The following is a 26,388-nucleotide window of genomic DNA, read 5'->3' on the forward strand; positions in this document are numbered from 1 at the left end:
TCGTTCACATAATATTAAGAAAGGAACACTATGGTAAGAAAAAAAAGCTTATTGGGCTTAGCGAGTCTAGTATGGATGATAGCGGGTTTCAACGTTTTTAAAATAGGAATTGATACTTATATAAATTATATAAGTGTAATAAATATTATATTATCTTTTCTTGTTTTTGGTGTGTTTTGGTATATGGTTTTTTATAAACTAGTTGTGAAACATACATTGAGAATAAAAAATTTTCAACAACCTAAACAGTATTTTTGGAAATTTTTTGATATGAAATCTTTTATTATAATGGCAGTAATGATGACTGGAGGTGTTACGATAAGGATTTTTCATTTACTTCCTGATCAGTTTATTGCTGTATTTTATAGTGGATTAGGAGCAGCCTTATTTCTAGCCGGTTCACTTTTTGGATATAACTACTTAACAAACGAAAGAGAGAATTAAAATGAAAAGAGTTATGAATTTATCAATTGTATATTTCATATTGGCAATGGTAAGCGGAGTATTTTATAGAGAATTCACTAAGTCTAATGAGTTTATGGGACACACAACCCTAAGTGTACTACATACACATATACTTGTCTTAGGAACTGCTGTTTTTCTTTTCATTGCTTTACTGTTTAAAGTAACAACTTTAGAAGAAAACACATTATATAAAAAGTTTTATATTTTATATAATATTTCCTTTCCTTTACTAATTATAATGATGGGAGTGCGAGGTAGTTTACAAGTACTTGGAACTACAGTTAGCAAAGGATTAAATGGTATGATCTCTGGAATTTCAGGAATTAGTCATATTGGTATCACTATCGCATTTTTAATGTTACTTATCGCGATAAAAAAAGAATTAGTTAAAGACTGAATGGGAGGAGTATATGTCTCAATTATTAATTTTAGCAATATTTTCAATGATTTTTGCTTTAATATTTTACACTACAGGGGTTTTCGCAGAAAGAAAGCAAGGGAAACTTAAAGTATGGCATGCAGTAATTTTTATTTGTGGTCTAATATTTGATACTTTAGGCACAAACCTCATGAGCAAAATATCAGGAAATACCTTCGCTTTCAACTTACATGGTATCACTGGATTGACAGCATTGATATTAATGGCATTTCATGCACTATTTGCTATTATCGTATTGCTCAAAAAAGATGATAATGCACAACAAGATTTTCATAAGTTCAGTATATTCGTCTGGGCTATTTGGCTTATTCCATTTATCATCGGTATTTTTATCGGCATGTCTTAATAAGATCAACTATAATTCAAAAAATACCTACCAGAGTAACCTCTGATGGGTATTTTTATTAACTAGTAGATAAAAAATGACAACAAAAAACTCGAAACTGTTAAGTTATGAGCTGGTTTTTCATTTCAAGGCTTCATTGTTTTTAACAAATAGTATATAAGTCCTCCAAATATAATGAGGAGAACATCCGATAATATGACTATTATATTTGTCTCTTTATTTATCAAAATATAAAATAAAGATAATAAGCCTAAAGATACAGTACTAATAAATATTGGGAAAAAAATTTGTTCCTTTTTTATTTTTTTACGTTCTTTTAATTCCTTATTAATAAAAATTATACAAGCTAAAATTAAAATTGTAAATGCGTAGTAATTTTTATCTGAAGTAGTTTCGTCAACTTTACTTTTTAAAGTGTAAAGGTAGTAAAGAAATAGTGGGACAATAACGAAAAATACGTATGTTGTTTTTTTCATGGTGCATACTCCGAATCTGTAACAGCCTACCAGTCTGCATCTAATCTATTAAAATTATCATTCTATTTTAAAAACGTTTTTGCAATAACCAGCATATTACCATTACTTTTTTCTCAATTTTACACTAAAATAGATTTTTTGGAAAACTTTGCAACAGAACCTACTGGTCAATACTAGCAAACTGTTCCACTACATAATCATCTAGTTCTGAAAAAGCGACTTCTTTTTTTGATATCCGACTGAGAGACTTTAAATAGTCCTTACGTTCGTCATCAATGGATCGTTTACAAATATAGTCAAATTGCATTTCAATGGCAGCTTGGAACAGGGAAGAACTCATGTCATTCACACCTCCTTTCCCGTTGAGAAAGAAGATGATTCCAATGAACATTTATCTCCTTTCGTAATATAACCCGACGTAAAGAGAGGAAATGACGGAATTTTTGAAAAAAACTTTTAGAAAAACACAAAAAAGTCCATATCCGACGATATGGACAAAGTAATTCACACAAATAGTTCCCTTTTAATAGAACCAAGAAACTACATTTTAATCCGAAAGGATTCTTTGAAATAGAAAAAATTTTTTTGATAAATTTAGTAAATAAATCCAATGGATGCTGTCATGAGTCATGGTTTATTCTCCCAAAAACATCGTCTTTAGCTTTACACATAAAAAAATGACGATTCAGAAATCGTCGTTTAGTGTACTCAGATATATTTTTGTGCATAGGAAAGAAATCGCTAAAAGACTGATTTTTTTTCTTTTAGCAATTTGAAAAAAATATGATTTATTTAAGCTATATACTGCTTTATATAAGGCCTGTTTACATTTAGATAGGAACAGTATAATGCCGATAGGTGATATATGATGGACAGAAAAAAACATAGAACTTTTGATTTCAAACCATTGGGTCTTGCGATTAAAGAAGCCCGTCTTAGTAAAGGATTGACTCGTGAGCAGGTAGGATCAATGATCCAGATTGCGCCACGCTATTTGACGAACATTGAAAATAAAGGACAACAGCCAAGTTTTCATGTTGTATATGATTTAGTGACTTTGCTAAATATTTCTTTGGATGGATTTATTTTAGGGGAAGAAAACAGTCATAAAAGCTCCAAACGTCTTCAAGTAGAAGCACAGTTGGATTGTCTGGATGAAGATGAATTAGTGACGATTGGGAAAGTGATTCAAGCAATTTACGGAGAAAAATGTAAATTTAACTAGTTCAATAATACACAATGGATTAATTAATACTATCAGGAAAGATTGATTACAAAGATGTAATGAATTTTTTCTGATTTTTGTTAATCATAAATAGAAAATGAATTTATCTTTGTTACACTTAGGAACTAGAGCGAATGATAAATAGTTCTTTGGTTACTCTTATCGCTGCAAAGTACAGTTCATTTTTTGTTGTTGGGAAAATTTTCTGGATTTATTGCATATCACTTCATCCGACTAAAAATTTTTGATTCCCATAGCGAAGTTCGTTTTTGTTCCTTAGGAAAAACTTGACTGATATACTAGTTTTGAAATGACGAGTAACTCTGTACTTCATCAATAATCAAGTATTGAATTTTAATTGTATACTTTTTATGCTTGAGGGATGTCTACTGTAATACAGCTACTGCAAAAAAAATCAGTACACTTATTTTCTTATAAAGGATATCAAGAACTAAGCTCAATGGTATGCATAGAAAAGAAAAAGCCGATAAAATGAGATTTTGATATCTCGAATTATCGGCTCTGCGTCTTTGCGTCTGGCTCTGTAATTACAGTTATTCTAAACTTCGTTATTTCAATTAAAATTTCTTGTCTGCATTTAGGACAAAATAGAGGGAAATTTTTTAATTCAGTATCTTCCCTCATTTTTAAACGGGTCTTATTGCCACATATAGGGCACAGTATCTACCTAGTATTTACAATATCTATATCCTCCTGTTCTAATTAACAACTCAATATTCATTTTAAAAATTTCTCTTTAGTTCACTATCAATGTAAGTTGATTTTATTAAACATATGCCTTACTTTGTCTATTCTATTATTTGGACGACGTGGTTGGAAAGCAGACTTAATGTTAGTAACCTGATAACCTTTTAACTCTGTTAAACAGACACTGCGTCCATTTGTAAAGAAAGTTAAACTGTTTCGATACTCTTGAATACAACGGGCTGGAATTTCACCAATGAGAATGACCTCGTTACCTTTTAACTTAGTATTTAAAATATTTGCACAATATTTGGAAGCATCATTATATGCTCTCGAAAGATATTCTTGTGGTACATAAATTTCGAAGCTAAGATATGGCTCTAATAACTCTGTACCACTCTTTCTAAAAGCCTGCTCTAGTACAATAGGCGCAAGCATTCGGAAATCTGCTGGCGTACTGACAGGGCTGTAATATAGACCATACTTAAAACAGATCTTACAGTCTGTTAATTTCCAACCGTACAATCCTTGTTCACACCCATAGCGTATACCTTCCATAACTGCATTTTGAAATGATTGATTTAAATAACCTAGAGAAACCAGGCTCTCATACTGAATGCCACTACCCAAAGGAAGTGGTGTTACAGATAAACCAATAGAAGCCCAGAAAGGATTTGGAGGTACTTCGATATCAATGGTAAATTCAGATTTTTTTAATGGTCTTTCCATATAAATGACAGTTGGTTTTCTTGTTTCTATCTCAATATGATATTTTTCTTGAATCAGAGTACAAGTTACCTCCATTTGGACCTCACCTAAAAAAGATAGCACAATTTCGTGAGTTACTGTATCTACATAATATTGTAGAAGGGGATCACTATCGGATATTTCAAAAAGTGCATCTAGTAACTTTTCTCTTTGTACTGATTTACATGGTTCAATTGTTGTTTGTAACATAGGAAGAGGATTCTCAAGAATTTCTCTATGTGGTAATCTTTTTTTATCTCCAAGTACGTTATTTAGTTTTAAAAGCTCATTTTTTAAAATAATAATCTCACCAGGCTCTGCCTTATCTATCTGGCGTAATTCTCCATTTATTGAAGTATACATTTCTGTAACTTTTATTTTTTCCTTTTCTGATATATTGACTGAGTCTCGCAAATGTAGCGTTCCACTATAAAGACGTACATAGACAAGCCGTTGACCATCATCTGAATATTCTACTTTAAAAACATTTCCACAAAGTTTATCTGAATTGAGTTGTGTGGGTGAAAATAATTTGCTAGTAATTACCTCTATAAGTTGTTTAATTCCAATATTATTCTTTGCACTTCCGTGATAAACAGGATATAAGGAGCAACTTTGAATTCTTTCGTTTTCCTCCTTTTCAAGTTCTGCAATATTCAATGTTTTCCCAATGGTATATTTTTCTAATAAATAATCATTTCCCACAATTACTGTCTCCCATTGTTCTGGTTCAGTATAATCTATTACATAAGGTTTCAAATTTAGATTCACAGTCTGCTTAATTATGATGTCGTCAGAAAGTTTGTCCTTAATATCTTGATAAACATCTGGCAAATTTATTCCATTTTGATCAATTTTGTTAATAAAAAATATTATAGGTATGTTCATCTTTCTAAGTGCATGGAATAGTATACGAGTTTGTGACTGTACTCCATCTTTTGCAGAGATTAGCAAAATAGCTCCATCCAAAACAGATAATGAACGGTATACATCTGCCAAAAAATCCATGTGTCCAGGAGTATCTACAATATTTACTTTAACATTTTCCCGTTGAAAAGATGTTATTGCGGTCTGAATAGTAATACCTCTCTGGCGTTCCAAAAACATAGTATCCGTTTTCGTTGTACCGCTATCTACACTTCCTAACTCTTTAATTGCTCCGCTACTGTATAGTAAGCTTTCTGTCAAAGTAGTTTTTCCTGCATCAACATGTGCTAAGATACCGATATTAATAATTTTCAATTTTATTTCCTCCATTCAAAAGCTCAAAAAGCAGAAAAAATCCCAGTGATAAATACTCTTATCACTGGGATTTTAATACAAAAATAGCTGTATACTACACACTGATAGCCACAGATGCTTTATGATAAAATGATAAAAGTATTCTTAAACTGGGCACAAAAAACCAGTCCTTATTTTAAATAAGGATGCTTAATTAATTATTCCCGCTATCTAATTGACAGTTTATTTAAGAATACCTTGCCGCATTTTTATTATCTCCTTTTGAATGTTATCTTAATTCTATCATATGATAGAATGCTTGTAAAGCCAACCATATTTTTTGAACGAAAGGGAAATTAATGAGAAATTAATGGAAGTTAGTGTAGTAGTTGAAGATAACTCTTCAGAATGGCTATCAAAATTCAGCGATTTAATAACGATTTACAAGTTCATAAGGGATTCTTTATTCATCCAGCTATTATATTACTTTTCAGGTCAATAGGACAACTGTCCACAACCTTTCTACAAATATATTACGTATAATTTTTGAAATATATACTGCTTAACAAAATATTTTGCAGTGGTTCCAATAGTTTTGAATTGTTAATATTAAGTTTGACTTGGAAAATATCATTAAAAGTTATACTGTTTATTTGGAAAAAATTGGAGAGACCTTTTTAAGTAATGTAATGAAAATAGTTATAAGTTAGAATAAAGGTGAATTTGCTTATACTTCTCATAGAAGGTTGATTTCACGCTATATTTTGGATTATTTATGCTAAATCATTATAAGTTTGCTATAGTGACATACAATTTTTTTTGCTTATACTAAATATTCAAGTATTGTTTTCATCTTAATATTCTTTATTCATTCATTATTATTTTCCAGTTATCCTTCTTCTCTAAAGTTAATTGGTATTGGGAAATATTTTCAATCTTTGTTTCATTGTCTAAATATCGAACGGCTATTTTTACTAGATACTGTTTCTCTTTCTTCTGAATAATTGGATTCACCAACTCAGAGTAAATAAAGTTTTGACTGATTATTGGTAAAACATCTTCCATCATATAATAATCGGTTCTGTTGCAAAGTTTTTAATCTACTATCAAATAAGGTAGAATAATAGAAAAAGATAGCAGGAGGAATGACGATGAATCATTTTAAAGGAAAGCAATTTCAGCAGGATGTGATTATTGTAGCCGTGGGCTACTATCTTCGTTATAACTATAATTTTAGTTATAATTGTAGTTGTAGTTGTAGTTGTAATTATAACTTAGAATAGAGATATAAATTAGATTTGAAGTGAATGCGTATAGAATATATATATTTATGATATAATTTAACTGTAAAAGGAGAGTGATGCCTAAATGATGTCTACTAAGGAAATTGAAACAACTTATGATATTACCCGCCAAACTTTAAACAATTGGATACAAAGAAAAATAATCTCAAAACCTACAAAAAAAGGAAATAAAAATATATGGTCTAGAACAAATATTATTGAAATTGAAAGAGCAGTTTCTCAAAAAAATGGAAAAACTCCTTTTTTTGAATTTGATCATCAAAAATTAAAAATAAATAATCGCCGTTATCTAGGAAGTAAACAGCGAATGCTTAACTTTATTGATGATGTGGTCAAGGAGAATACAACTGATATTAAGTCAGTTGCAGACATTTTTGGAGGAACTGGAGTTGTTGCAGATCTTTTTTATTCACAAGGTAAAGAGGTAATAGTTAACGATATTTTATTTAGTAATGTAATTTCTTATAATACATGGTTTGGGACAGAAACAATTGATTATAGAAAAATAGAAAATAAAATTTGTGAGTTGAACAATTTAACAGGCATTTCTGGCTACGTGACAGAGAATTTTGGAGATCGTTATTTCTCAGAAGAAAATGCCAAGAAAATAGATGCTATTAGAGAAAAAATAGAGCGCTATTCTGACTTAAACAAGAGAGAGCATGATTTTCTTTTGACCTCGCTACTTTATGCAATGGATAAATCAGCAAATACAGTTGGGCACTTTGACGCTTACCGAAAAAAAATGGATAGCTTAAAACCTATTATTCTTAGAGTTCCTGAACAAAGAAAGACTAATAAAAGTCAAATATTTAATATGGATGCGAATCAACTTGTTAGGATAATCTCAGCAGATTTAGTTTATATCGATACCCCATATAATTCACGAGGTTATGAAAGTGCATATCATGTTTTAGAAAATGTAGCAGAATGGAAAAAACCAGCTGTTGAAGGGGTAGCTAGAAAAGCTATTAACCGTTCAGAAAAATCTTCTGATTATACAAAAAATAAAGCTCCCCAAGCTTTTGATGATCTAATTCAGAATATTTCGGCACGTTATATTTTAGTAAGTTTTAATAATATGGCTCATAAGGGGAATTCACGTTCTAATGCAAAAATATCGAATGAAGAGATCTTAGAAAGTTTAAAAAAACGTGGTAGTGTAGAAGTTTTCAGTACCGATTTCAATGCTTTTACAACTGGAAAATCAAAAATAGCTAATCACAAGGAGTTACTTTATTTATGCAAAGTCGATTCATAAAAAGTGCTTTAAATTATACAGGAGGAAAATATAAAATTCTTCCCCAAATTATTCCTCATTTCCCAAGAGATTATGAAAGATTTATAGATTTATTTGCTGGAGGAGCAACAGTATCAGTAAATATAGCTTGTTTTGATAGTGATAAAAAATATCTTATTAATGATATAGAAAATCATGTTATTGATTTTTTTAAATATTTAGCAGAAATAGATTTTGATAATTTAATTAATCAAATAGAAAGTAAAATTTCATATTATGGCTTATCCGATTCAAAAGTAAATGGATATAAATTTTATAATCTTGATAGTTCAAAAGGTTTGGGCAGTTATAATAAAGAAAAATATAAAAAACTTCGAGATGATTATAATCTAAGTAAGGATAATGTTTTATTTTATTTGCTAATTGTTTATGGCTTTAATAATCAAGTTAGATTTAATAATCAAGGAAATTTCAATCTGCCTGTTGGTAAACGTGATTTTAATAAGAGTATGCTAAATAAGCTGAGAGAGTTTCATCAATGTTTTAAAAAAGGTTCCTTTGATTTTTCATCAAAGGATTTTAGAGAAATTGAAATTCAGAAATCAGATTTTATTTATGCTGATCCTCCATATAGAATCACTACGGCTTCATATAATGAAAATGGTGGTTGGGGAATTCAAGATGATTTAGATTTGATGGATTATCTTGATAAGGTAGATAGTCTAGGTGCAAAATTTGCCTTATCAAATGTTTTTATTCATAATGGAAAATACAATAAAGAGCTTATTAATTGGTCAAAAAAATATAATGTAAGTGAACTAGATTTCCATTATAATAATAGCAATTATCAAACCAAAGCAAAAAATAATAATACACAAGAAGTTTTGATAACAAACTACTCGGAAAAATTAGAGGTGTATGATGAAAGTAAGTAATGGGTCAACTTTTAATTTGGGAGATACGAGTTTTCGTAGAAAAACCCTTTTAGATGATTATAAAACCTTATTACCAATTTTGAGAAAGCACAATACTTTATTCCCAAATTGGAATAATGACTCACAAATAGCATACTATCAAGAAGTAATGGCTGAAACAGATTTATTTGAACGCTCAGAAAGTGATGATCCTGCTAAACGTAGTAGAACCTTAACCAACGCTCTAATAAAATCAGGTTTAATTAATGATAAAAGAAAATTATCTGAGGTTGCTAATAACTGGATTGATGACAAGATTGAAAATTTTGATGACCTTGAAAAAGCGTTAGGCATTTCAAAAGATAATCTAGTTTTCTTCAGACAGTTCATAAAATTAAGGGTTTATGATAATTCAAATAATTATTTTTATCCTTTCAGAGTAGCTTTGAAATTCCTAACAAAATATCAGAATGTTCCAGAAACGGACTTTCTTGTATTGTTACACTCTATATCTTCTAATAATTCTGAACAAAGTATTTCAGAATTGATTGAAGATTACTCTGAGGTTGCTAGTAATAATCAAACTTTTGGTGAATATATTGCAGAACATTTTTCTGATAGTTCAGCAGATAAAGTTAATGCAAAATTATTATTTTCAAAAACTATGATTGATGCAGAACTATTTTATAGATTATTTTCTAATCGTAAAACTCCAGCAAGTCAAGTAGAGTATATTGACTTTGTTACAAATCTTTTAAATTATAAACTAGAAAAAAATGAGGATAATTTAAGAAAACTACTTGCTTCTTCCAAAAAGTCAAGTGTAAAAAAAGCATTTGGATTTAACAAACTTCCCTTTGAGTCTAAGAGAACTATCGAAGAGTTTGAAGAAGCAAATTTAGAAAGCGATCTTTTAGATTCAGATAACACAAAAATTTACTTTCAATTTTCAAGTTCCAAAAAATATGATTTGGTTCGTGAATATAAAGATATGACTAAGCGATCTTTTAATTTAACGGGGATAATAAGTTTTGCTAATGGATTAGTTAATTTGGAAAATAGAGAAGTTATTGAAATTATTATTTCTAATATTGATTTATCGGGAAATGGTCAATATAGAGATTATGAAAGTAATTTGGATAGTATTTTTTATAAGGACTTAGCGACCACAAATATTTTAGGGCTTGATACTTTTGAAATTACGAAACTAAGAGAAAAAATTGTTGCATTACTAGGAACTGAAAGCTTTGATATGGCTGTCAGAAATCAAAAGGAAAAGAAATTTAGAAATATTATTAAAAAAGAATTTCCAAAATCTAAAATTCAAGAGCTTTTACCTATGTTTATAACAAGGGAAGATGAAAAAATTCAAGAAATGGTTACAGATTTAGCTAAAGTTCCTGATATATTTGAATATATTTTAGCTATTGCTTGGTTTTATTTATCTGATACTGAGTATTCAATAATAGATAGTTTAAAATTACCACTTGATGCTAATTTCAAACCTCTTGGTCATGCCTCCGGTGGAGATGGGGATATTATAATAAATCATCCTAATTTGACAATTATGCTTGAAGCTACATTAATGAAAAAAAATGTTCAAAAACGAGGAGAACTTGAACCAGTCATACGCCATGCTACTAATCTATCAATCACTAGTGAAAATAAAGTAAAAACGATTTTTGTTGCTGATGAGTTAGATGATAACGTTATAAATATTTTCAGAGCTACTACTTATATTGAATTAGAAGGTACCAACGTAAATGGTAAAGTCAATGGTGTTAATATATTTGCCTTGACAATATCTGAAATTATGAAAATGTTGGAATTCAACATTCCAAGTAGTAAAGTATTTAATGCTATGAATAACCATTTTACAAATCAACCTGAGTTTGTGAAATGTGGCTGGAGGAATTTAATCCTTCAGGAAATTTTTTAATATCAGCAAAATAATATTATATTTTAAAATTAGGCAGGTAATGAGTATGTACGAAGATTACACAAACGGTTCTGTTGCAAAGTTTAAAAATCAAATACAAGGTTTATAATCCTTCTTGTTCTTAAGCTAATATTCCCATTAAGACCTTAATCTCAGTAGATACCGAAAATCCGAAGAGCGTTCCATTTCTTCGGTTCTTTTTGTATATTCCTCGAATTGTTTCCATGCCCTTAATCGTGGTTGAGGCAGTTCGTAGACTTCGATAAAATTTATTGCGTCGTTTGATTGGTCGATGGTCTTGCTCAATGAGGTTATTGAGATACTTCACGGTTCGATGCTCTGTCTTAGTATATAAACCGTTACTCTGTAACTTTCTAAATGCAGAACCAATAGAGGGCGCTTTATCCGTGACAATTACTCTTGGTTGACCAACTGTTTATGTAGTCGTTTCAAGAACGCATAAGCAGCTTGAGTATCCCGTTTCTTGCGTAGCCAGATGTCTAAAGTTAATCCATCCGCATCAATTGCACGATAGAGATAATGCCAACGACCTTTGATTTTGATATAAGTTTCATCCATTTTCCACGAATAGAAGGACTGTCTATTTTTCTTTTTCCAGAGATGATAGAGGACTTTACTGTATTCTTGTACCCAACGATAAATAGTTGTGTGACAAACGTTAATCCCACGATCATAAAGGAGTTCTTGAATTTCACGATAGCTTAGATTGTAACGTAGATAATAACCAACAGCGACAATAATCACATCTTTTTGAAATTGTTTACCTTTAAAATAGTTCATTGATATACCCTCGCTGTCATTTTTATTCATTTTATACTAAAATAGACTTATCAGAAAACTTTGCAACAGAACCTTTTTCTTTGCTTTGTAAACGGTTTTATGTTATTACTATAGTATAGATTAATTATTAGAATTAGTCTAATTAAGAACAAGGAGGACTTTCTAATGACATTCGATTATAAAGATCATGGCAAAGAAAAATTTATCGTTAACATTGAGGATTATACCAAAGAAAACGAGAATTACCGTACAACAATTTGGACTGGTGAAAAACTTCAGGTTACATTAATGGCTATTGAACCCGGTGACGATATTGGTTTAGAAGTACACATGGGTATCGATCAATTCCTCCGTATCGAAGAAGGTAAAGGTTTATGCCAAATGGGAGATGCCGAAGATAATCTTACATTTGAACAAGAAGTTTCAGATGATGATGTAATTTTAGTACCTGCTGATACTTGGCATAATGTAACCAATATTGGTGACAAACCTCTGAAAATTTACTCAATTTATGCAGGCCCTGATCATGTCCCTGGTACAGTACATAAAACGCATGAGGAAGCTAAAAATGATCCTAATGAAGACTAATTTTAGTTATATGATTTGTCAAATTAAGGGCACCTCTAATAACTACCAATTAATTCACCTCTAAATGAAATTAGAAAAAAACACAGAAAACTAAGCATAGTCTACTGTGTTTTTCTTTATGTTACAGACGCCACTTGACTGTTTATTCTTATTTTAGACAGATTACCTCCATGTTTTGAGATTTAAACGTTTAACTTGTTCGTACCTCGCGGGACTGCAATCAGGAGTCATTACTTCAACTGTTTTTGTTCATTATAGAAATTACGGTAAGCTAAATAGCAAGCAATGATTGACCCCAAACTAGTCGCTGATAAGAGCATGAACGTGACCATAATTTGATACTTAATGGCCCGTACTGGATCGACCCCTGCAAAGATCAAACCGGACATCATCCCTGGCAGACTGACTAGACCCACAGTCTTTGCCGAATCAATGGTTGGTGACATCCCCGTACGAATCGCCTCACGCACGATGGCAATCGAAGCATCAAGTAGACCAGCCCCTAACGCCAAACGTTCAAGCACACCTTGCCGCTGGTCATGAAACTGACTATTGAGGCTGCGATAAGCCAGCCCAATTGCGACCATTGAATTCGACGCAATCATACCAGAAATAGGAATCATTTGCGATGGCACAAACTTAATCGCACCAGATAGCACGAGGACGCCGAGTGTTACCCCCGTACTAACAAAAATGGCTAATAACGAAATGGCTAATGCATGGTCAATCCCCGGCCCCCGTTTTTTCGCATTCCAAGCCGCATTGAAGATAATGAAGCCCATCATCGCCAGCGTTAGCCACAAATTGTTGACTCGGAAAATATACTTTAGCAAGTAACCCACGATAAATAGTTGTACAACAGCCCGCACGACACCAATGACGATGTCCCTATCCAAGCCAAGTTTCTGCCACAAACTAATTCCTAACGCGACGAGCACTAACATTGCCGCCAAAAATAGCGACGTATTATTAACTGCTAAATTCATGCGTGTACCTCCAATCTGCCAGCAATCACTTTCGCTAATTGATCTGCCGCAGCAATCTCTGTCGCGTCATGAGTAATCATGATCGTTGTCACGTGATCCTGCTCATTTAACTGTCGTAACCAGGCGTGCACGATTTGCTTATTATTTTCATCCAAACCAGCTGTCACCTCATCTAATAACAACACTTTTGGTAAGAATAAGATGTTGCGAATCAGCGCGACTCGCTGCCGTTCACCACCGGAAAGCTCGATAATCGGCTGATCCAGGGTTCGTTCGGACAGCCCAAGATTATTTAACGCCGTTACCACTCGTTGCGTATCCATGACTTGCTTACGAATTTGGTACGGGAAAGCTAAGTTATCTGCCACCGTCTCACCAAATAACGTCGGTTGTTGGAAACAATATGAGACTTGCCGCCGATACATGATTGGGTCATAACTTTCAATCGGCTGCCCATCAAAAATCAAGGTCCCACTTGTTTTAGAAATCATGGCCGCAATGATCCGTAATAACGTACTTTTCCCACCACCGGATGGTCCCGTCAATGTAATATGAGCCCCAGCTGGAATCTGCCAATCAACATCATGTAAAATATGTTGATCAGCGATTTGATAATTAACTTTTTCTAAACTAATCAATGAATTCATATGCCCGCCCCCGATTACTAATTTATAATCATTATAACCTGACTTGGACTAATGTCAAATAATTAGACACGAAAATGGAAATTAATTTGGAAAGTCAACGAAAAACTAGACACGGAGTTAAGAGAATTTAAGAATTATATTTTTCAAAGTCTTTTGGAGACTTGTAATCAAGACCTGAATGCATCCTTTTTGTATTGTAATAGGTCTCAATGTATTTAAATATTTCTTGAGTAGCCTCAGCTCTTGTCTCAAAATGAGCATCATTAATAAGCTCCCTCTTTAGCGTCTTATAAAAAGACTCCATCATTGCATTGTCATAGGGATTTCCTTTACGACTCATGCTAGATTGAGCACCGACTTGACGAAGAGTAGATTGATAACGAGAGCTTGTATATTGACTCCCTTGATCAGTATGGACAATCAAGCCAGGCTGAGGATGTTCTTTCCCACAAGCTTGTAAGAAGCAATCCCTCACCAGTTTATCTTGCATCCGTGAAGACATTGACCAGCCTACAATCTTACGTGAAAAAACGTCGATATTCACGGCTAAGTATAAGGTGCCTTCTTTGGTAGGGATATAGGTCATGTCTCCCAGCCATACTTTATTAGGAGCTGTTGCTTTAAAGATCTGATTAATTAAATTGGGTCTTGAAAGCGAAGCTCCTTTTCTGTTGTAATGTTTATATTTATATCGGCTTCCCTTGGCATAAAGTCCCATCAAGTGCATCAGTTTCCCAACACGTTTCGTGTTGGTCATAACACCAGTATTATGAAGTACCTTGGTAATTCTAACCGCACCATAGCGTCCCTTATGCTCATGAAAGACAGCTTTTATCTTCTCTGAGAGAACTTCTCTCTCCATTTGTTGTTTTGAAGGACGACGATGCATGTATTCATAGAAACCTGAGCGAGAAACCTTAAAAACTTTTACTGCATGCTTAATTTTTATCTTCCCATGATGTTTCAAGAGAAATTCAAAACGTTTTACTTGCTTCGCTTCAAGAAGACCCGGAACTTTTTTAGAAGTTCAAGTTCCCCCTGAAGATAACGATTTTCTTTCTCTAACAATTTAATCTTATGTTGGGCATCAGCTAGGGCTGTCCCATTGCCTGGAAAAGCACTTTCTCCATATTCTTCAACTTCTTGAACCCAGCGATAAAGACTATTGGCATGAACCTCAAGCTCTTGGCTGACTTCTTTAACAGAGTAACCCTCTTCAAGAATGAGTTTTACTGCAGAATTTTTAAATTGTTTATCGAATTTTCTTCTTGCCATAATAAACCTTTCCACGATTTCTCTTAACTTTGTGTCTAGTTTATTATAACCTTTCCATAAAAAGAAGGCACGCTTATAAACATGCCTTCTTTTATTTGTTGTGTTATTTAACTTTCATCAATCGTAATCCGTTTAATGTTACTAAAAGCGTTGCTCCCATATCTGCTACAATAGCAATCCATAGTGTTAGCCAACCTGGTATGACTAGTAGTAGAGCTAATAGTTTTATACCTAATGAGAAGGTGATATTTTGCTTAATTACTTTTAGAGTTTGACGGCTAAGTCTAACAATGAATGGTAATTTTTGTAAATCGTCGCCCATTAGAGCAACATCAGCAGTTTCGAGAGCCGTATCTGTTCCTGCACCGCCCATTGCAATACCAACCGTCGATGCAGCTAATGCTGGTGCATCATTAATGCCGTCGCCCACCATTGCTACTTTATTATAAGTTGTCCGCAACGCTTTAATCGAATCTAATTTTTCTTGAGGCATTAGATCTCCTTTTATTTCAGTCACACCTAATTGCTTACCAATAGATTCAGCGGTTTTAGTATTATCACCAGTAAGCATAATAGTGTGTTCAATTGACAACTTGTGGAGTTCAGAAATAACGGCAGCACTTGAATCTCTTACTTCATCCGCGACAGCAATTACTCCTAAAATTTGTTCGTCAGTACCGAAATACATGGCGGTTTTCCCTTGTTCTTGAAATTGTCTGTATTGTACTTTGACCGCTGTTTCTTCGATTACTGATGCAGAAAACAGTTTAGGGCTTCCAATATAGTAACGTATGTTTTGATGTATACCTGTAAGTCCTTTACCTGTGATAGATTGGAAATCCTCGATTTGTATTGACTTGTAATCCACATTAGTTTTATCCGCTTCGTTTAAAATAGCAGAAGCTAATGGGTGTTGAGAAAGAGATTCCAACGATGAAATAATCGATAGATAATTTATATCAGTTTCAGAACTGGTTGCAATGAAATCCGTTACGATAGGCTTTCCTTTTGTTAAGGTTCCAGTCTTATCGAAAGCAATTGCTCTCAAATGACCAATTTCTTCCAGATAGACTCCGCCTTTTACTAAAACACCATTTTTTGCTGCATTACCAATAGCCGAAACAATTGAAACAGGTGTTGAGATCACTAATGAACAAGGACATCCGACAACTAAAATGGATAACCCTTGGTAAAGCCATTTATTCCAGTCACCACCAAAGAATAGCGGAGGAACAACCACTATCAAAAGGGCCATAATAATTATGAATGGCGTATAGTATTTTGCAAATTTATCTACAAAGGCTTGTGCAGGAGCTCGTTCTCCTTGCGCTTCTTCAACTAAGTGAATGATTTTGGCAATCGTTGTATCCGTTACTTTTTTTGTTACTTTGACTTCAAGAACACCTTCTTCATTTAGTGTTCCTGCAAACACTTCATCATCTAACTGTTTTTCAACAGGAACCGATTCTCCTGTTATTGCTGCTTGATTTACTGAAGAATGACCGTTGATAACAAGCCCATCCATGGCTATTTTTTGTCCGGGTTTAATGATCATAATATCGTCGATATCGATTTTATCGACACTGACTAATTGCTCTACATTGTTTCTCCTGATAAGAGCTTCTTTGGGAGCTATATCCATAAGAGAACGAATCGACTGTCTTGCTTTATCCATTGAAAATCGTTCCAAAGCTTCGCTAATAGCAAATAGTATTACTACAATAGAACCTTCGGCCCATTCTCCAATAAATGCGGCCCCAATAATTGCAATAGTCATTAAAGATTCCATGGAGAAGTCCAATTTGATCAAATCAGAGAACCCTTCTTTAAATAAATCAAATCCACCAATTATTATTGCCAATATATAAAGAGCTTTCGTTAATAAATGATCTTCGCCCAATGATAGTTGGGAAATCACAGCAACAAGTATAAAACCAAGAGAGATGATTAAAGCGATATTCCGTTTAATAAAAGACTCTTTTGATCTAACTTGTTCATCATTTTCTTGATCATCACGAATGATAAGATTTTCGAAGGCTCCCGCTTCTTCGAGTTCTTCAATTGTTGTTTGGCCTTCTACTGAAATCTTACTTGCACCAAAGTTTACTGTTGCACTCGTAACTCCTGGCAACTGCTTTACATTTTTTTCAAATTTACCTGCACAATTTGTACAGCTTAATCCTTCTATTCGATAGGTTTTTTCGGTCATTTTCTCACTCATGCTAGCACCTCTTCTTTAAAATTTACGCCAAGCTCCATAAGATTTAAGATTTTGATATTTTTAATAAAATAGTAGACTAACTTACCATCCTTGTGACTATCAACTACTCCCAATTTTTTTAAGGAGTTCAGATGGTGTGAAGTTGTTGCGACCGAAGCATCAATGATATTAGCAATATCACAAACACATAGCTCATCTTCATGAACTAAAGCATGTACAATTTTAAGTCGATTTTCATCTGACAATATTTTAAAGAAACCACTTACTGACGGAGTATCAAAGTTTGCTAGTTTAGATTTAGCACGATTAACTTTGTCTTCATGAATACAAGTTATTTCACAAATTTCATTATTCATACGATCATTCCTTTACATTCAAATGTTTGTTTGAATGTATTATATCAGAACATCCATCTATATTCAAGTGAATGTTTGAATGTTCATAAAATGGTCATTTTCTGAACACTTTTCTTTTCCTATTAAATTTCTCAAAATCATTTACATTTAATGTTCATTAACCCGTAATTTATTCTATGTTCACTTATACGCATATTTTTAAGTTATGATACAATAATATCAATGGAGGTTAAAAAAAATGAATATCGGATATGCCCGAGTTTCAACTGGACTTCAAAATTTGGATTTACAAAAAGATAGTCTTAAAAAATATAACTGTGAAAAAATATTTACTGATCATATGTCAGGAAGTAAAAAAGATAGACCTGGATTAAAATCCGCTATCGAATTTTCTCGTCCTGGGGACACGATCGTTGTTTGGCGATTGGATCGGTTAGGAAGGAACATGGAGGATCTCATTAATATTGTAAACTCACTTAATAATAAAGGAGTTAGTTTTCATAGTTTACAAGAAAATATTACAATGGATAAGTCAAGTTCTACTGGGCAATTAATGTTCCATTTGTTTGCGGCTTTTGCGGAATTTGAGAGAAATCTTATTTTAGAACGTTCTGCCGCTGGTAGAGAAGCCGCACGTGCAAGAGGACGGCTGGGAGGAAGACCTGAAAAATTTTCAGAGCAGGACATAAAGCTTCTTAAAACATTAGTTGAAAGTGGTACTCCAATTAAGTCGATTGCGGATTCTTGGGGAGTTTCTAGAACAACAATTTATAGATATATTAATAAGTTTTAGAATAAACCAAAAACGGTTCTGTTGCAAAGTTTTAAATAAAGAATAAAATCCCTTACGGTATCTATGATTTAAGCTGGGATTCCCAATAATACCTTGATTTCAGTACAGACCGAAAACCCGAAGAGAGTGCCTTCTTTTCGGGTTTTCTTATATAATCCTCGGATGGCTTCCATGCCTTTTATTCGTGGAAAATGGACTGTCTATTTTTCTTTTTCCAGATTTGATAGATCAGCTTACCATATTCTTGAACCCAACGGTAAATTGTTGTGTGAGAAACGTTAATGCCACGATCATATAACATCTCTTGAACATCACGATAACTCAAATTATAGCGAAGATAATACCCAACAGAGATAATAATCACGTCTTTTTGGAATTGTTTGCCCTTAAAATGATTCATCTGTTGTCCTCGCATTCTTTTTTATTACATTTTACAATAAATCAGGTGTTATGGGGAACTTTGCAACAGAACCGTTATTTGAAGTACCACAACTACTGGTGTTATTAAATAAAAAAAGGAATCATATCCCTTGAATGCGATTTCTAAATGTGTTAGATTAAAGTAAGAAACATATTATAATCTTTAGAAAGAGGTGGCTTATGATTTGGTCATTAATTGTTGGTGCATTAATCGGTTTAATCGCTGGTGCGATTACAAATAAGGGAAGTTCAATGGGCTGGATTGCTAATATCTTGGCAGGGTTAGTTGGATCTTTTGTAGGTCAAGCCTTACTTGGAACTTGGGGACCTTCGCTTGCTGGCATGGCATTAATACCATCCATTATTGGAGCGGTCATTGTGGTTGCTGTAGTTTCCTTCTTCTTATCTAGAATGAATCACTAGATCTTAATATCTTAAGATCAAGAAAGGAGGAGTTTTGGCAACTGGAAAGAAAATAATACTCATTATCCTTGATCTCCTTTTACTTACGCTTGTTCTACCAATGACGTGGGATTATTACAATTTCATGGAGTATGATTGGGGGACAACGACCTCTAGTAACATTCCCTTCATAGGCAAATATATGGCAGACTATTTGTTTTGGGGGAACATCGTTTTAACAGTCATATTAATTATTGCCTTGATTGTAATCCTTTTTTACCCTCGAACCTATATGGATGTACAACTCACTTCAAATAATGGAGATTTAACTTTGAAGAAGTCTGCCATTGAAGGTTTTGTAGGTGAAAAAGTAAAAGAAAATGATTACCTTAAAAACTCAAAAATCGCTGTTTCACTTTTTAAAAATAAGATAAAAATTGATATAAAAGGTGAGATTATTCCTCGAGTTGAAGTGGCACAAAAAGCCCAAGTTCTGGAACAGGAAATCATTGAAGGCTTAAAAAAATTCTTTGGATTGGAACATACGGTTAAACTTAAAGTAAAAGTCAATACATTAAGTAAAGACGATAACCCTAAACGACAACGTGTTATGTAGGAGGGATCAATGGATTATTTCGAAAAAAATCGATACCCGATTATAGGGGGAATCGTAGGTGCACTCATTGCTGTGTGTATCTTCACTATTGGATTTTGGAAAATGATTCTGGTTTTATTTTTAATTGGATTAGGAATTTACATTGGTCTATTTTTAAAAAAATCAGGAATCATTGATCAATTTATAAATCGTAAATAACATTATAAAAGGAGAAGATTATGGTACAAGAAAACATGAAAGCATTTGGAACAATGGCAGAAAAAGAAACTCCTAAAACAAAGGAAACCCAACCAGAAATTAAGGGGACTTTGACTTATGAAGATAAAGTTGTGCAAAAGATTGTAGGACTAGCATTAGAATCAGTGGATGGACTTCTTTCTGTAGAAGGTGGGTTCTTCTCAAACTTAACAGGAAAACTTATTAATACTGATGATGTTACAACAGGTGTTGACGTAGAAGTTGGGAAAACACAGGTTGCAGTAGACTTGAAAGTAGTTACAGAATATCGTAAGAATGTGCCTGATATTTATGAAAAAATTAAAGAAGTCATTCGTAAAGAGGTTGCGGCAATGACAGAATTGGAAGTTGTTGAAGTTAACGTAACAGTCACAGATATTAAAACGAAAGAGCAACAAAAAGAAGATGATGTAAGTATTCAAGATCGAGTGACTAGTGCGGCTCAAACAACTGGAAAATTCACCTCTGAACAAGTTGATAAAGTAAAAGACAAAGTAGAAGACAATACAGATAAAGAAGCTAGAGTTAAATAAATTTCTAGATAAATCGTGAGAAATAAAAGCCTCTATTATGAGGCTTTTTTAGTAAGTGACTTCAATTATATAGTTTTTTATTTAGATAAAAGCACCGAGTCAAATAAGTCTAAGGAGATCTTTCACGATAGATTATAACACACGTATTTGTGTCTACTTTTATAGTATAGCTCCAGGTCGGGCAGATATTGATAAAGATACAGGCGAAGTATTGAATAATGAGTAAGGGTTTAATTTTATTTTAGGGGGAAGCAATTATGAAATTTGAAGAAACATTATTACCAGAAAAATCAGACGTAATGATATTACAAAATATGATCAGAAAGTATAATAAGCAAAATTTTGAAACTGCAAATCAAACAGATTTTGCTATTTACATAAAAGATGATAGTGATAATGTTATGGGGGGTATTTCAGGAGAAATATTTGGTAATTGGATGGATATAGAATATTTAGTTATTCATGAGAGTTTGCGCAGAAATGGGTTAGGTCGGGATTTGTTAAAAAAAGCCGAAGATTTAGCTATACGGAGTAATTGTAAAAATATATTTTTATATACATTTGATTTTCAAGGTAAAGATTTTTATCCCAAATTTGGATTTAAAGAAGTTTATGTAAAAAGACAGTATCCGTTAACTGGAACAGAACATTTTTTTGTTAAGAAATTATCAAATGAAATCGATAAAGAAGCTGGCGAAATACTAGAAGAAACTGACTGATGTGATGAAAGGACGGATAACTAGATCCGTCCTTTTTTGTTGTCGGCTAGCCGACTTCTGATACATTTTTAAGCAGAAAAACCACCAATTTTGGAGCGGGTTGTAGGTGCGCATTGTCATGAAAAATGGCATGCAATTTCATCACTTTTTAAAGTGATGTTACCCTTAAATCCTAGAGTCACTATTGTATAATTCATCTAAAGGACAAAAACATGCAAAACGATACTCACAAGAATTTAAAGAAACACTTATCGACTTCTATCATTCTGGACAATCCGTCGTACAGCTTTCTGGACTAATGTCAATAAAGAATATAAAAAACTAAAGAATAAAAAGTCCAAAACAGAACAACATGAAAAATAAAACAATAATAAAAGCAGTTTTTAGTATAATTACTGCTTTTATTATTTACTCCAAAACTGTTGTTTTACCTTTGTGTCGGTAGATTGTCGTTCTTTTGTCGTCTATCTGTCGTGTACATGTTTTAAAAAATAGTTTATTATATATTCATGAATAGGTTCTGTTGCAAAGTTTCAATACTGAGTACAAAAGTCCCATTCTGATACTTTGACTATGCTGGTATACCCATCAAAACTTTAATTTCAGTAGATACCGAAATCAAGGTATTAATGGGAATACCAGCCTAAGATATTCTGAGTTCAGAGAGGGCTCGTTTGATTTTCAAACTTCGCAACAGAACCATTTATTCCACGATCATAAAGAAGCTTCTAAACTTCACGATAGCTCAAATTATATCGTAAGTAGTAACCAACAGCGACAATAATGACGTCTTTTTTGAATTGTTTGCTTTTAAAATGGTTCATTACTCTGTCCTCTCTATCTTTTTTCTCAATTTTACACTAAAATATACTTATCGGGAAACTTTGCAACAGAAACGTAAAGAATATATTTGAGATTTTCTATTTTAATAAGGAGTTTTTTATGAAATTAAATAGGCTTATGATTGAGAATTTTAGAAATTTTGAAGAGGTATCTATCAATTTATCTAATAAAAATGTTGTATTTGGTATGAATGATGTCGGAAAAACTAATTTACTTTGTTCGTTAAGATATTTGTTAGATCGTAAAATAAGATCTGACGGTTTCTATGAAAGTGACTATTTTCATAGAGATACGTCTAATGCCATAAAAATCAGTCTCGAAGTTGATTTAACAGATCGTCAGACTGATAGAGATTCACAGCATATAATCTCAAAAGTTGGCGGTTCAAGGGACAGTTCAGAGCTAAACAGATTCTATTTTCAAGTTACAGGTACATTTGATCATAGCGAGGCCCTGGGTGTTCCAGAATTATTTTGGGGTAATAATTTAGATAGTATGCATAAAATCCCTCAAAATGGTAGCTTTTCTGATATTGATAGATTATTTAATATTATTTATGTTGATCCAACTATTGACTTAGATTATGTTTTTTCTAAAAATAGAAAAAAATTATTTAATCAAAAAAAATTAACAAGTGAAGATATAGATATCTCGCAAGAAATTTCTGATTTGACGTTTGAAATGAATAGGAAAATTAGTTCTATGGCAGTTATGCAAAATTTTCAAAAGGAATTAACAGATGAGTATCATCACCTGAAAAAAGAGGATATAACAATTGAATTACAATCGGAGATGGCGATAAAAGGTTTCTTTAGTGATATACACCCGTATATAAAAAGAGAAGGAGATAATGCACTTTATCCTACATCAGGGGATGGCAGGAAAAAAATATTAGCTTATTCTCTTTTGAATTATTTAACGAAAGAATACGATTCTGATAGAATCACCATTTATTTGATAGAAGAGCCAGAAAATAGTTTACATCGTTCTATGCAAGTAGCATTATCAAAGCAATTGTTTGATTATTCTGTGTATGACTATTTTATCTTATCCACTCATTCGTCAGAATTATTATATGAAATGGATGATGCTTCTCTTGTTAGAATATACTCGCAAAACAAAACTAACTGTAAATCCAGTATGTATAATGTGCCCGAACAATTTAAATCAATAAAGAAAGAATTGAATGAATCATTAACTACGGCATTGTTTTCAGATCGTGTGCTGCTTATAGAGGGCCCTTCAGAGAAGGCATTATTTGAAAAAATATTGTCAATTGTTAGTCCAATTTATGAATTAGAGGGCGGATATCTTTTATTAGTAGATGGTATTAAATTCAAACCATACTTTGATATATTAAAAGAGTTAGAAATACTACCCATTATCAAAACTGACAATGATTTGAAAGCTAAAAGAGGAAATATAACGTCATTTGATACTATAGGATTCAATCGTTGCTTAAATATTATCGATAGAGAAAATTTAGAGGCTATTACAATTGATTACTCATCGAATGATGAAAATGGAAAATTAGTTTGGATAATAAGTGATAAGGAGAGGATGGTTTTAGATAAAAAGAGAGAGTTATATGAGTATAACGGAGATTGTATCAAAGAATTTGAAAAGAATAATATATTCATTTCAAAAGTTGATTTAGAGAATGATTTATTCGAGGTTATTCCAGAAAAACTGGAAAATATTTTTGGTGAGAATCCTGTGGATACTCTTCAAGATAAGAAATTACTAAATATGTTAAAACTTATTGATAATTTGAATGACGATGAGTGCCATAAAATTTTTAATCATGATAGATTTAAAGCTTTAAAAAGATTGGTGGAGAACTAATGGAAATTGTTGATGAGCAAATAAGGAAAGATATCTTAGCTGCTAGCGGCAATATTATAGTTTCTGCTAGTGCTGGTTCGGGTAAAACAACAATAATGGTTAAAAAAATCCTAAAAAAATTGAATGAAATTTCAGATCATAAAACAGTTGCTGCAATAACTTTCACGATTAAGGCTACAGAGGAAATTAAAAAAAAGTCAGAACAAATTGATGGAAACAATAAATTTGTTGTAATGACTAATGACTCTTTTATTGAATATGAAATCATAAGACCATTTTTGAAAGATGCTTTCGGCGAAATGTATAATAATGATTTTGTGATTAGTTATGAGCATTCTGTAAAATCTAGTTCTTTTGATGGATGTCTAAATACGTTAGAAAAGAGTAATAAATTAGGAACTTATCATAACATTAGAAGAAATTTTAAGTTTGAATTAGCAAAAAAAGTATTAGAGCGAAGTACGGCGGCTCAAGAATATTTTAAATCAAAATACGCAATGATTTTTTTGGATGAATATCAAGACTCTGACATAGACATGCATAATCTATTTATGTATATAAAAAATGTGTTATTGATTGATCTTTTTATCGTAGGAGATGGTAAACAAGCCATATATCTATGGCGAGGTGCACAGAGAGATATTTTTAATCAATTGGAAAATGAAGGGATGCAAAGATTTGAATTAGTAACTAATTTTAGAAGTCATTTTGAAATAGTTAATTATGCTAATCTAATACATAATTATTCTCAGTTTAGAAACGATTACCCTAAAGAAGTAACTCATGTTGTTCATTGCAGGACTAATGACTATGTCAGCTCTATTAATGAGCTTTGTGAGTCTAATGTATTGGATAAAAATAAAAATATAACAATTATTGCAAATATAAACAGGGATGCAAAAGAAATTTCTGATAATCTAAATGCACGAGGATTTAATTTTGTTTTTATTCCTAAAACACCATTAGATGACGGATCGGAAAATGCTAATGTATTAAAAGTAATTGCCTGTTACTTATTGGATGATAACTATTCTGTCTTTGATATCGCTGAAGTATTGAGAGTAGAGCAAGAGAGAACGGTACTGAATAAAATTGATAATTTATTAAAACCTCTAAAGAAATTAGTGCCATTATCATCCAATCAAACTAAAGATGATATTAAGAGTAGCTTTTTTGAATCTATTACTAATTTTAATAATTTCTTTGGGACGAATATAACAAATGATGAACAAGTATTATTGTTAGATACTGTTACAAATAAGTATTTTTATCCGGCATTTATAAAATCTAATGATTTACACAAGGTTATGACTGTTTTCGGTTCAAAAGGCCTGGAATTTAATCAAGTTATTAGTTTTGCTAAGTACTATAACTTCAGTGACGAAAGTAAAAAAAATAATCATTATGTTTGTGTAACTAGGGCTGAAGAAAAATTTGTGATGATGGAAGGAGAATTAGAAAAATATAGTGAACAGATTAACAGTAAATTAAGAGAATTAGGTATAGGTAGTGAAAGTACAACTTTCAAGTTGATAAATCATATCTAAGGTTCTATTACAAAGTTTTCCGGTAAGTCTATTTTTGTTCTAATATCTGATAAAACCAGCTAACAAATATTAGCTGGTTGGTTCTGTTGCAAAGTTCCCCATAACACCTGATTTATTGTAAAATGTAATAAAAAAGAATGCGAGGACAACAGATGAATCATTTTAAGGGCAAACAATTTCAAAAAGACGTGATTATTATCTCTGTTGGGTATTATCTTCGCTATAATTTGAGTTATCGTGATGTTCAAGAGATGTTATATGATCGTGGCATTAACGTTTCTCACACAACAATTTACCGTTGGGTTCAAGAATATGGTAAGCTGATCTATCAAATCTGGAAAAAGAAAAATAGACAGTCCATTTTCCACGAATAAAAGGCATGGAAGCCATCCGAGGATTATATAAGAAAACCCGAAAAGAAGGCACTCTCTTCGGGTTTTCGGTCTGTACTGAAATCAAGGTATTATTGGGAATCCCAGCTTAAATCATAGATACCGTAAGGGATTTTATTCTTTATTTAAAACTTTGCAACAGAACC

General features: G+C 32.3%; 27 protein-coding genes and 5 pseudogenes. 19 read left to right on the plus strand and 13 right to left on the minus strand.

What is annotated here, in order from left to right; translation table 11 throughout:
• Nucleotides 1–30: 30 nt before the first annotated feature.
• Genes LDP15_RS11315 through LDP15_RS11325 form a run of 3 tightly spaced genes read left to right on the plus strand, consistent with a single transcriptional unit; the run spans nt 31 to nt 1,250 of the window.
• Nucleotides 31–444: a hypothetical protein gene (locus LDP15_RS11315; protein ID WP_046401315.1), complete on the plus strand. Its 414-nt coding sequence runs from the start codon at nt 31–33 to the stop codon at nt 442–444.
• Nucleotide 445: 1 nt separating this feature from the next.
• On the plus strand, nt 446–862 hold the full coding sequence (locus LDP15_RS11320; protein ID WP_225513586.1) for a DUF2871 domain-containing protein: 417 nt from the start codon (nt 446–448) through the stop codon (nt 860–862).
• A gap of 13 nt (nt 863–875) precedes the next feature.
• Nucleotides 876–1,250, plus strand: coding sequence for an HsmA family protein (locus LDP15_RS11325; protein ID WP_213497089.1), 375 nt, complete (start codon nt 876–878; stop codon nt 1,248–1,250).
• 125 nt (nt 1,251–1,375) lie between these two features.
• Here the strand turns inward: LDP15_RS11325 and LDP15_RS11330 are convergent, their stop codons facing one another.
• Entirely contained in the window at nt 1,376–1,726 is a 351-nt protein-coding gene (locus LDP15_RS11330) for a hypothetical protein (protein ID WP_081200387.1), read from the minus strand.
• 166 nt (nt 1,727–1,892) lie between these two features.
• Nucleotides 1,893–2,066 (minus strand): annotated as a pseudogene (locus LDP15_RS11335) (sigma-70 family RNA polymerase sigma factor); the annotation flags it as partial.
• 525 nt (nt 2,067–2,591) lie between these two features.
• Here LDP15_RS11335 and LDP15_RS11340 point away from each other — a divergent pair.
• A complete protein-coding gene (locus LDP15_RS11340; protein WP_002405438.1) occupies nt 2,592–2,951 on the plus strand; it encodes a helix-turn-helix domain-containing protein in 360 nt (119 codons plus the stop codon).
• 513 nt (nt 2,952–3,464) lie between these two features.
• Here the strand turns inward: LDP15_RS11340 and LDP15_RS11345 are convergent.
• Together LDP15_RS11345 and tet(S) are read right to left on the minus strand one after the other, a co-directional pair.
• Nucleotides 3,465–3,632, minus strand: a complete 168-nt coding sequence (locus LDP15_RS11345) for a cysteine-rich KTR domain-containing protein (RefSeq protein ID WP_005228365.1) — start codon at nt 3,630–3,632, stop codon at nt 3,465–3,467.
• 87 nt (nt 3,633–3,719) lie between these two features.
• Nucleotides 3,720–5,660: a tetracycline resistance ribosomal protection protein Tet(S) gene (gene tet(S), locus LDP15_RS11350; RefSeq protein ID WP_002405437.1), complete on the minus strand. Its 1,941-nt coding sequence runs from the start codon at nt 5,658–5,660 to the stop codon at nt 3,720–3,722.
• Between tet(S) and LDP15_RS11355 the strand changes: the two genes are divergently transcribed.
• Nucleotides 5,645–5,770 carry a hypothetical protein gene (locus LDP15_RS11355; RefSeq protein WP_193393255.1) on the plus strand — a complete coding sequence of 42 codons (126 nt, stop codon included), beginning with the start codon at nt 5,645–5,647 and terminating at the stop codon, nt 5,768–5,770. The two genes, tet(S) and LDP15_RS11355, sit on opposite strands and share 16 nt — an antisense overlap.
• A gap of 718 nt (nt 5,771–6,488) precedes the next feature.
• Here the strand turns inward: LDP15_RS11355 and LDP15_RS11360 are convergent.
• Complete coding sequence (locus LDP15_RS11360) at nt 6,489–6,692, minus strand: conjugal transfer protein (RefSeq protein WP_017370349.1); 204 nt, start codon at nt 6,690–6,692, stop codon at nt 6,489–6,491.
• Between the two features lie 83 nt (nt 6,693–6,775).
• Here LDP15_RS11360 and LDP15_RS11365 point away from each other — a divergent pair.
• The 4 genes and pseudogenes from LDP15_RS11365 to LDP15_RS11380 form a co-directional block, all read left to right on the plus strand.
• Nucleotides 6,776–6,859 (plus strand): annotated as a pseudogene (locus tag LDP15_RS11365) (IS6 family transposase); the annotation flags it as partial.
• A gap of 133 nt (nt 6,860–6,992) precedes the next feature.
• Nucleotides 6,993–8,189, plus strand: coding sequence for a DNA adenine methylase (locus LDP15_RS11370; protein WP_225513587.1), 1,197 nt, complete (start codon nt 6,993–6,995; stop codon nt 8,187–8,189).
• Nucleotides 8,171–9,103 carry a DNA adenine methylase gene (locus LDP15_RS11375; protein WP_225513588.1) on the plus strand — a complete coding sequence of 311 codons (933 nt, stop codon included), beginning with the start codon at nt 8,171–8,173 and terminating at the stop codon, nt 9,101–9,103. Before LDP15_RS11370 ends, LDP15_RS11375 begins: the two co-directional genes overlap by 19 nt.
• Entirely contained in the window at nt 9,087–11,021 is a 1,935-nt protein-coding gene (locus LDP15_RS11380) for an AlwI family type II restriction endonuclease (protein WP_081200385.1), read from the plus strand. The genes LDP15_RS11375 and LDP15_RS11380 overlap by 17 nt, the downstream gene beginning before the upstream one ends.
• Before the next feature lie 121 nt (nt 11,022–11,142).
• On the opposite strand, the gene LDP15_RS11385 is transcribed toward LDP15_RS11380, so the two are convergent.
• A protein-coding gene (locus LDP15_RS11385) for an IS6-like element ISS1S family transposase (RefSeq protein WP_010890648.1) occupies nt 11,143–11,822 on the minus strand; the annotation gives its coding sequence in 2 pieces (ribosomal slippage) (nt 11,143–11,453 and nt 11,453–11,822; 681 coding nt in all).
• Nucleotides 11,823–11,987: 165 nt separating this feature from the next.
• Between LDP15_RS11385 and LDP15_RS11390 the strand changes: the two genes are divergently transcribed.
• The gene (locus tag LDP15_RS11390) at nt 11,988–12,410 is read left to right on the plus strand and encodes a cupin domain-containing protein (RefSeq protein WP_003108064.1); all 423 of its coding nucleotides are present in this window, start codon (nt 11,988–11,990) and stop codon (nt 12,408–12,410) included.
• Nucleotides 12,411–12,640: 230 nt separating this feature from the next.
• Here LDP15_RS11390 and fetB read toward each other — a convergent pair whose 3' ends face one another.
• From fetB to LDP15_RS11415, 5 genes are all read right to left on the minus strand, one after another.
• Complete coding sequence (gene fetB / locus LDP15_RS11395; RefSeq protein WP_003572050.1) at nt 12,641–13,396, minus strand: iron export ABC transporter permease subunit FetB; 756 nt, start codon at nt 13,394–13,396, stop codon at nt 12,641–12,643.
• Nucleotides 13,393–14,043 (minus strand): ATP-binding cassette domain-containing protein, encoded by a 651-nt coding sequence (locus tag LDP15_RS11400; protein WP_225513589.1) that lies wholly within the window; start codon nt 14,041–14,043, stop codon nt 13,393–13,395. Before LDP15_RS11400 ends, fetB begins: the two co-directional genes overlap by 4 nt.
• A 127-nt stretch (nt 14,044–14,170) precedes the next feature.
• Nucleotides 14,171–15,318 (minus strand): IS3 family transposase gene (locus LDP15_RS11405; RefSeq protein ID WP_128192793.1). Its coding sequence is split into 2 segments (ribosomal slippage): nt 14,171–15,066 and nt 15,066–15,318, totalling 1,149 coding nucleotides; the frame shifts between segments, so codons are not numbered across the junction.
• 103 nt (nt 15,319–15,421) lie between these two features.
• Nucleotides 15,422–17,539: a heavy metal translocating P-type ATPase gene (locus tag LDP15_RS11410; protein ID WP_012477764.1), complete on the minus strand. Its 2,118-nt coding sequence runs from the start codon at nt 17,537–17,539 to the stop codon at nt 15,422–15,424.
• Nucleotides 17,536–17,895, minus strand: a complete 360-nt coding sequence (locus LDP15_RS11415) for a metalloregulator ArsR/SmtB family transcription factor (RefSeq protein ID WP_003726380.1) — start codon at nt 17,893–17,895, stop codon at nt 17,536–17,538. Before LDP15_RS11415 ends, LDP15_RS11410 begins: the two co-directional genes overlap by 4 nt.
• Before the next feature lie 238 nt (nt 17,896–18,133).
• Between LDP15_RS11415 and LDP15_RS11420 the strand changes: the two genes are divergently transcribed.
• On the plus strand, nt 18,134–18,688 hold the full coding sequence (locus tag LDP15_RS11420) for a recombinase family protein (protein ID WP_058224159.1): 555 nt from the start codon (nt 18,134–18,136) through the stop codon (nt 18,686–18,688).
• A 68-nt stretch (nt 18,689–18,756) separates the two neighbouring features.
• Here LDP15_RS11420 and LDP15_RS11425 read toward each other — a convergent pair.
• Nucleotides 18,757–19,088 (minus strand): annotated as a pseudogene (locus LDP15_RS11425) (hypothetical protein).
• Between the two features lie 200 nt (nt 19,089–19,288).
• Between LDP15_RS11425 and LDP15_RS11430 the strand changes: the two are divergent.
• From LDP15_RS11430 to LDP15_RS11450, 5 genes are all read left to right on the plus strand, one after another.
• Nucleotides 19,289–19,531, plus strand: coding sequence for a GlsB/YeaQ/YmgE family stress response membrane protein (locus LDP15_RS11430; protein WP_081200310.1), 243 nt, complete (start codon nt 19,289–19,291; stop codon nt 19,529–19,531).
• A 34-nt stretch (nt 19,532–19,565) separates the two neighbouring features.
• Entirely contained in the window at nt 19,566–20,126 is a 561-nt protein-coding gene (amaP, locus tag LDP15_RS11435; RefSeq protein ID WP_192948974.1) for an alkaline shock response membrane anchor protein AmaP, read from the plus strand.
• 9 nt (nt 20,127–20,135) lie between these two features.
• Complete coding sequence (locus LDP15_RS11440) at nt 20,136–20,324, plus strand: DUF2273 domain-containing protein (RefSeq protein WP_015425997.1); 189 nt, start codon at nt 20,136–20,138, stop codon at nt 20,322–20,324.
• A gap of 20 nt (nt 20,325–20,344) precedes the next feature.
• The gene (locus tag LDP15_RS11445; protein WP_015425998.1) at nt 20,345–20,896 is read left to right on the plus strand and encodes an Asp23/Gls24 family envelope stress response protein; all 552 of its coding nucleotides are present in this window, start codon (nt 20,345–20,347) and stop codon (nt 20,894–20,896) included.
• Nucleotides 20,897–21,153: 257 nt separating this feature from the next.
• Nucleotides 21,154–21,615: a GNAT family N-acetyltransferase gene (locus LDP15_RS11450; RefSeq protein ID WP_225513623.1), complete on the plus strand. Its 462-nt coding sequence runs from the start codon at nt 21,154–21,156 to the stop codon at nt 21,613–21,615.
• A gap of 731 nt (nt 21,616–22,346) precedes the next feature.
• Here LDP15_RS11450 and LDP15_RS11455 read toward each other — a convergent pair.
• Nucleotides 22,347–22,439, minus strand: a pseudogene (locus LDP15_RS11455) (IS6 family transposase); the annotation flags it as partial.
• Between the two features lie 118 nt (nt 22,440–22,557).
• Between LDP15_RS11455 and LDP15_RS11460 the strand changes: the two are divergent.
• The 3 genes and pseudogenes from LDP15_RS11460 to LDP15_RS11470 all read left to right on the plus strand — a co-directional run bounded on the left by LDP15_RS11460 (nt 22,558) and on the right by LDP15_RS11470 (nt 26,334).
• Nucleotides 22,558–24,303, plus strand: a complete 1,746-nt coding sequence (locus LDP15_RS11460) for an ATP-dependent endonuclease (protein WP_225513614.1) — start codon at nt 22,558–22,560, stop codon at nt 24,301–24,303.
• The gene (locus LDP15_RS11465) at nt 24,303–25,850 is read left to right on the plus strand and encodes a UvrD-helicase domain-containing protein (RefSeq protein WP_138406152.1); all 1,548 of its coding nucleotides are present in this window, start codon (nt 24,303–24,305) and stop codon (nt 25,848–25,850) included. Before LDP15_RS11460 ends, LDP15_RS11465 begins: the two co-directional genes overlap by 1 nt.
• Before the next feature lie 152 nt (nt 25,851–26,002).
• A pseudogene (locus LDP15_RS11470) lies at nt 26,003–26,334 on the plus strand (hypothetical protein).
• Nucleotides 26,335–26,388: the final 54 nt, after the last annotated feature.

Origin of the sequence: Lactococcus sp. SK2-659 (assembly GCF_020218185.2) — a bacterium.
GTDB lineage: Bacteria > Bacillota > Bacilli > Lactobacillales > Streptococcaceae > Lactococcus > Lactococcus lactis.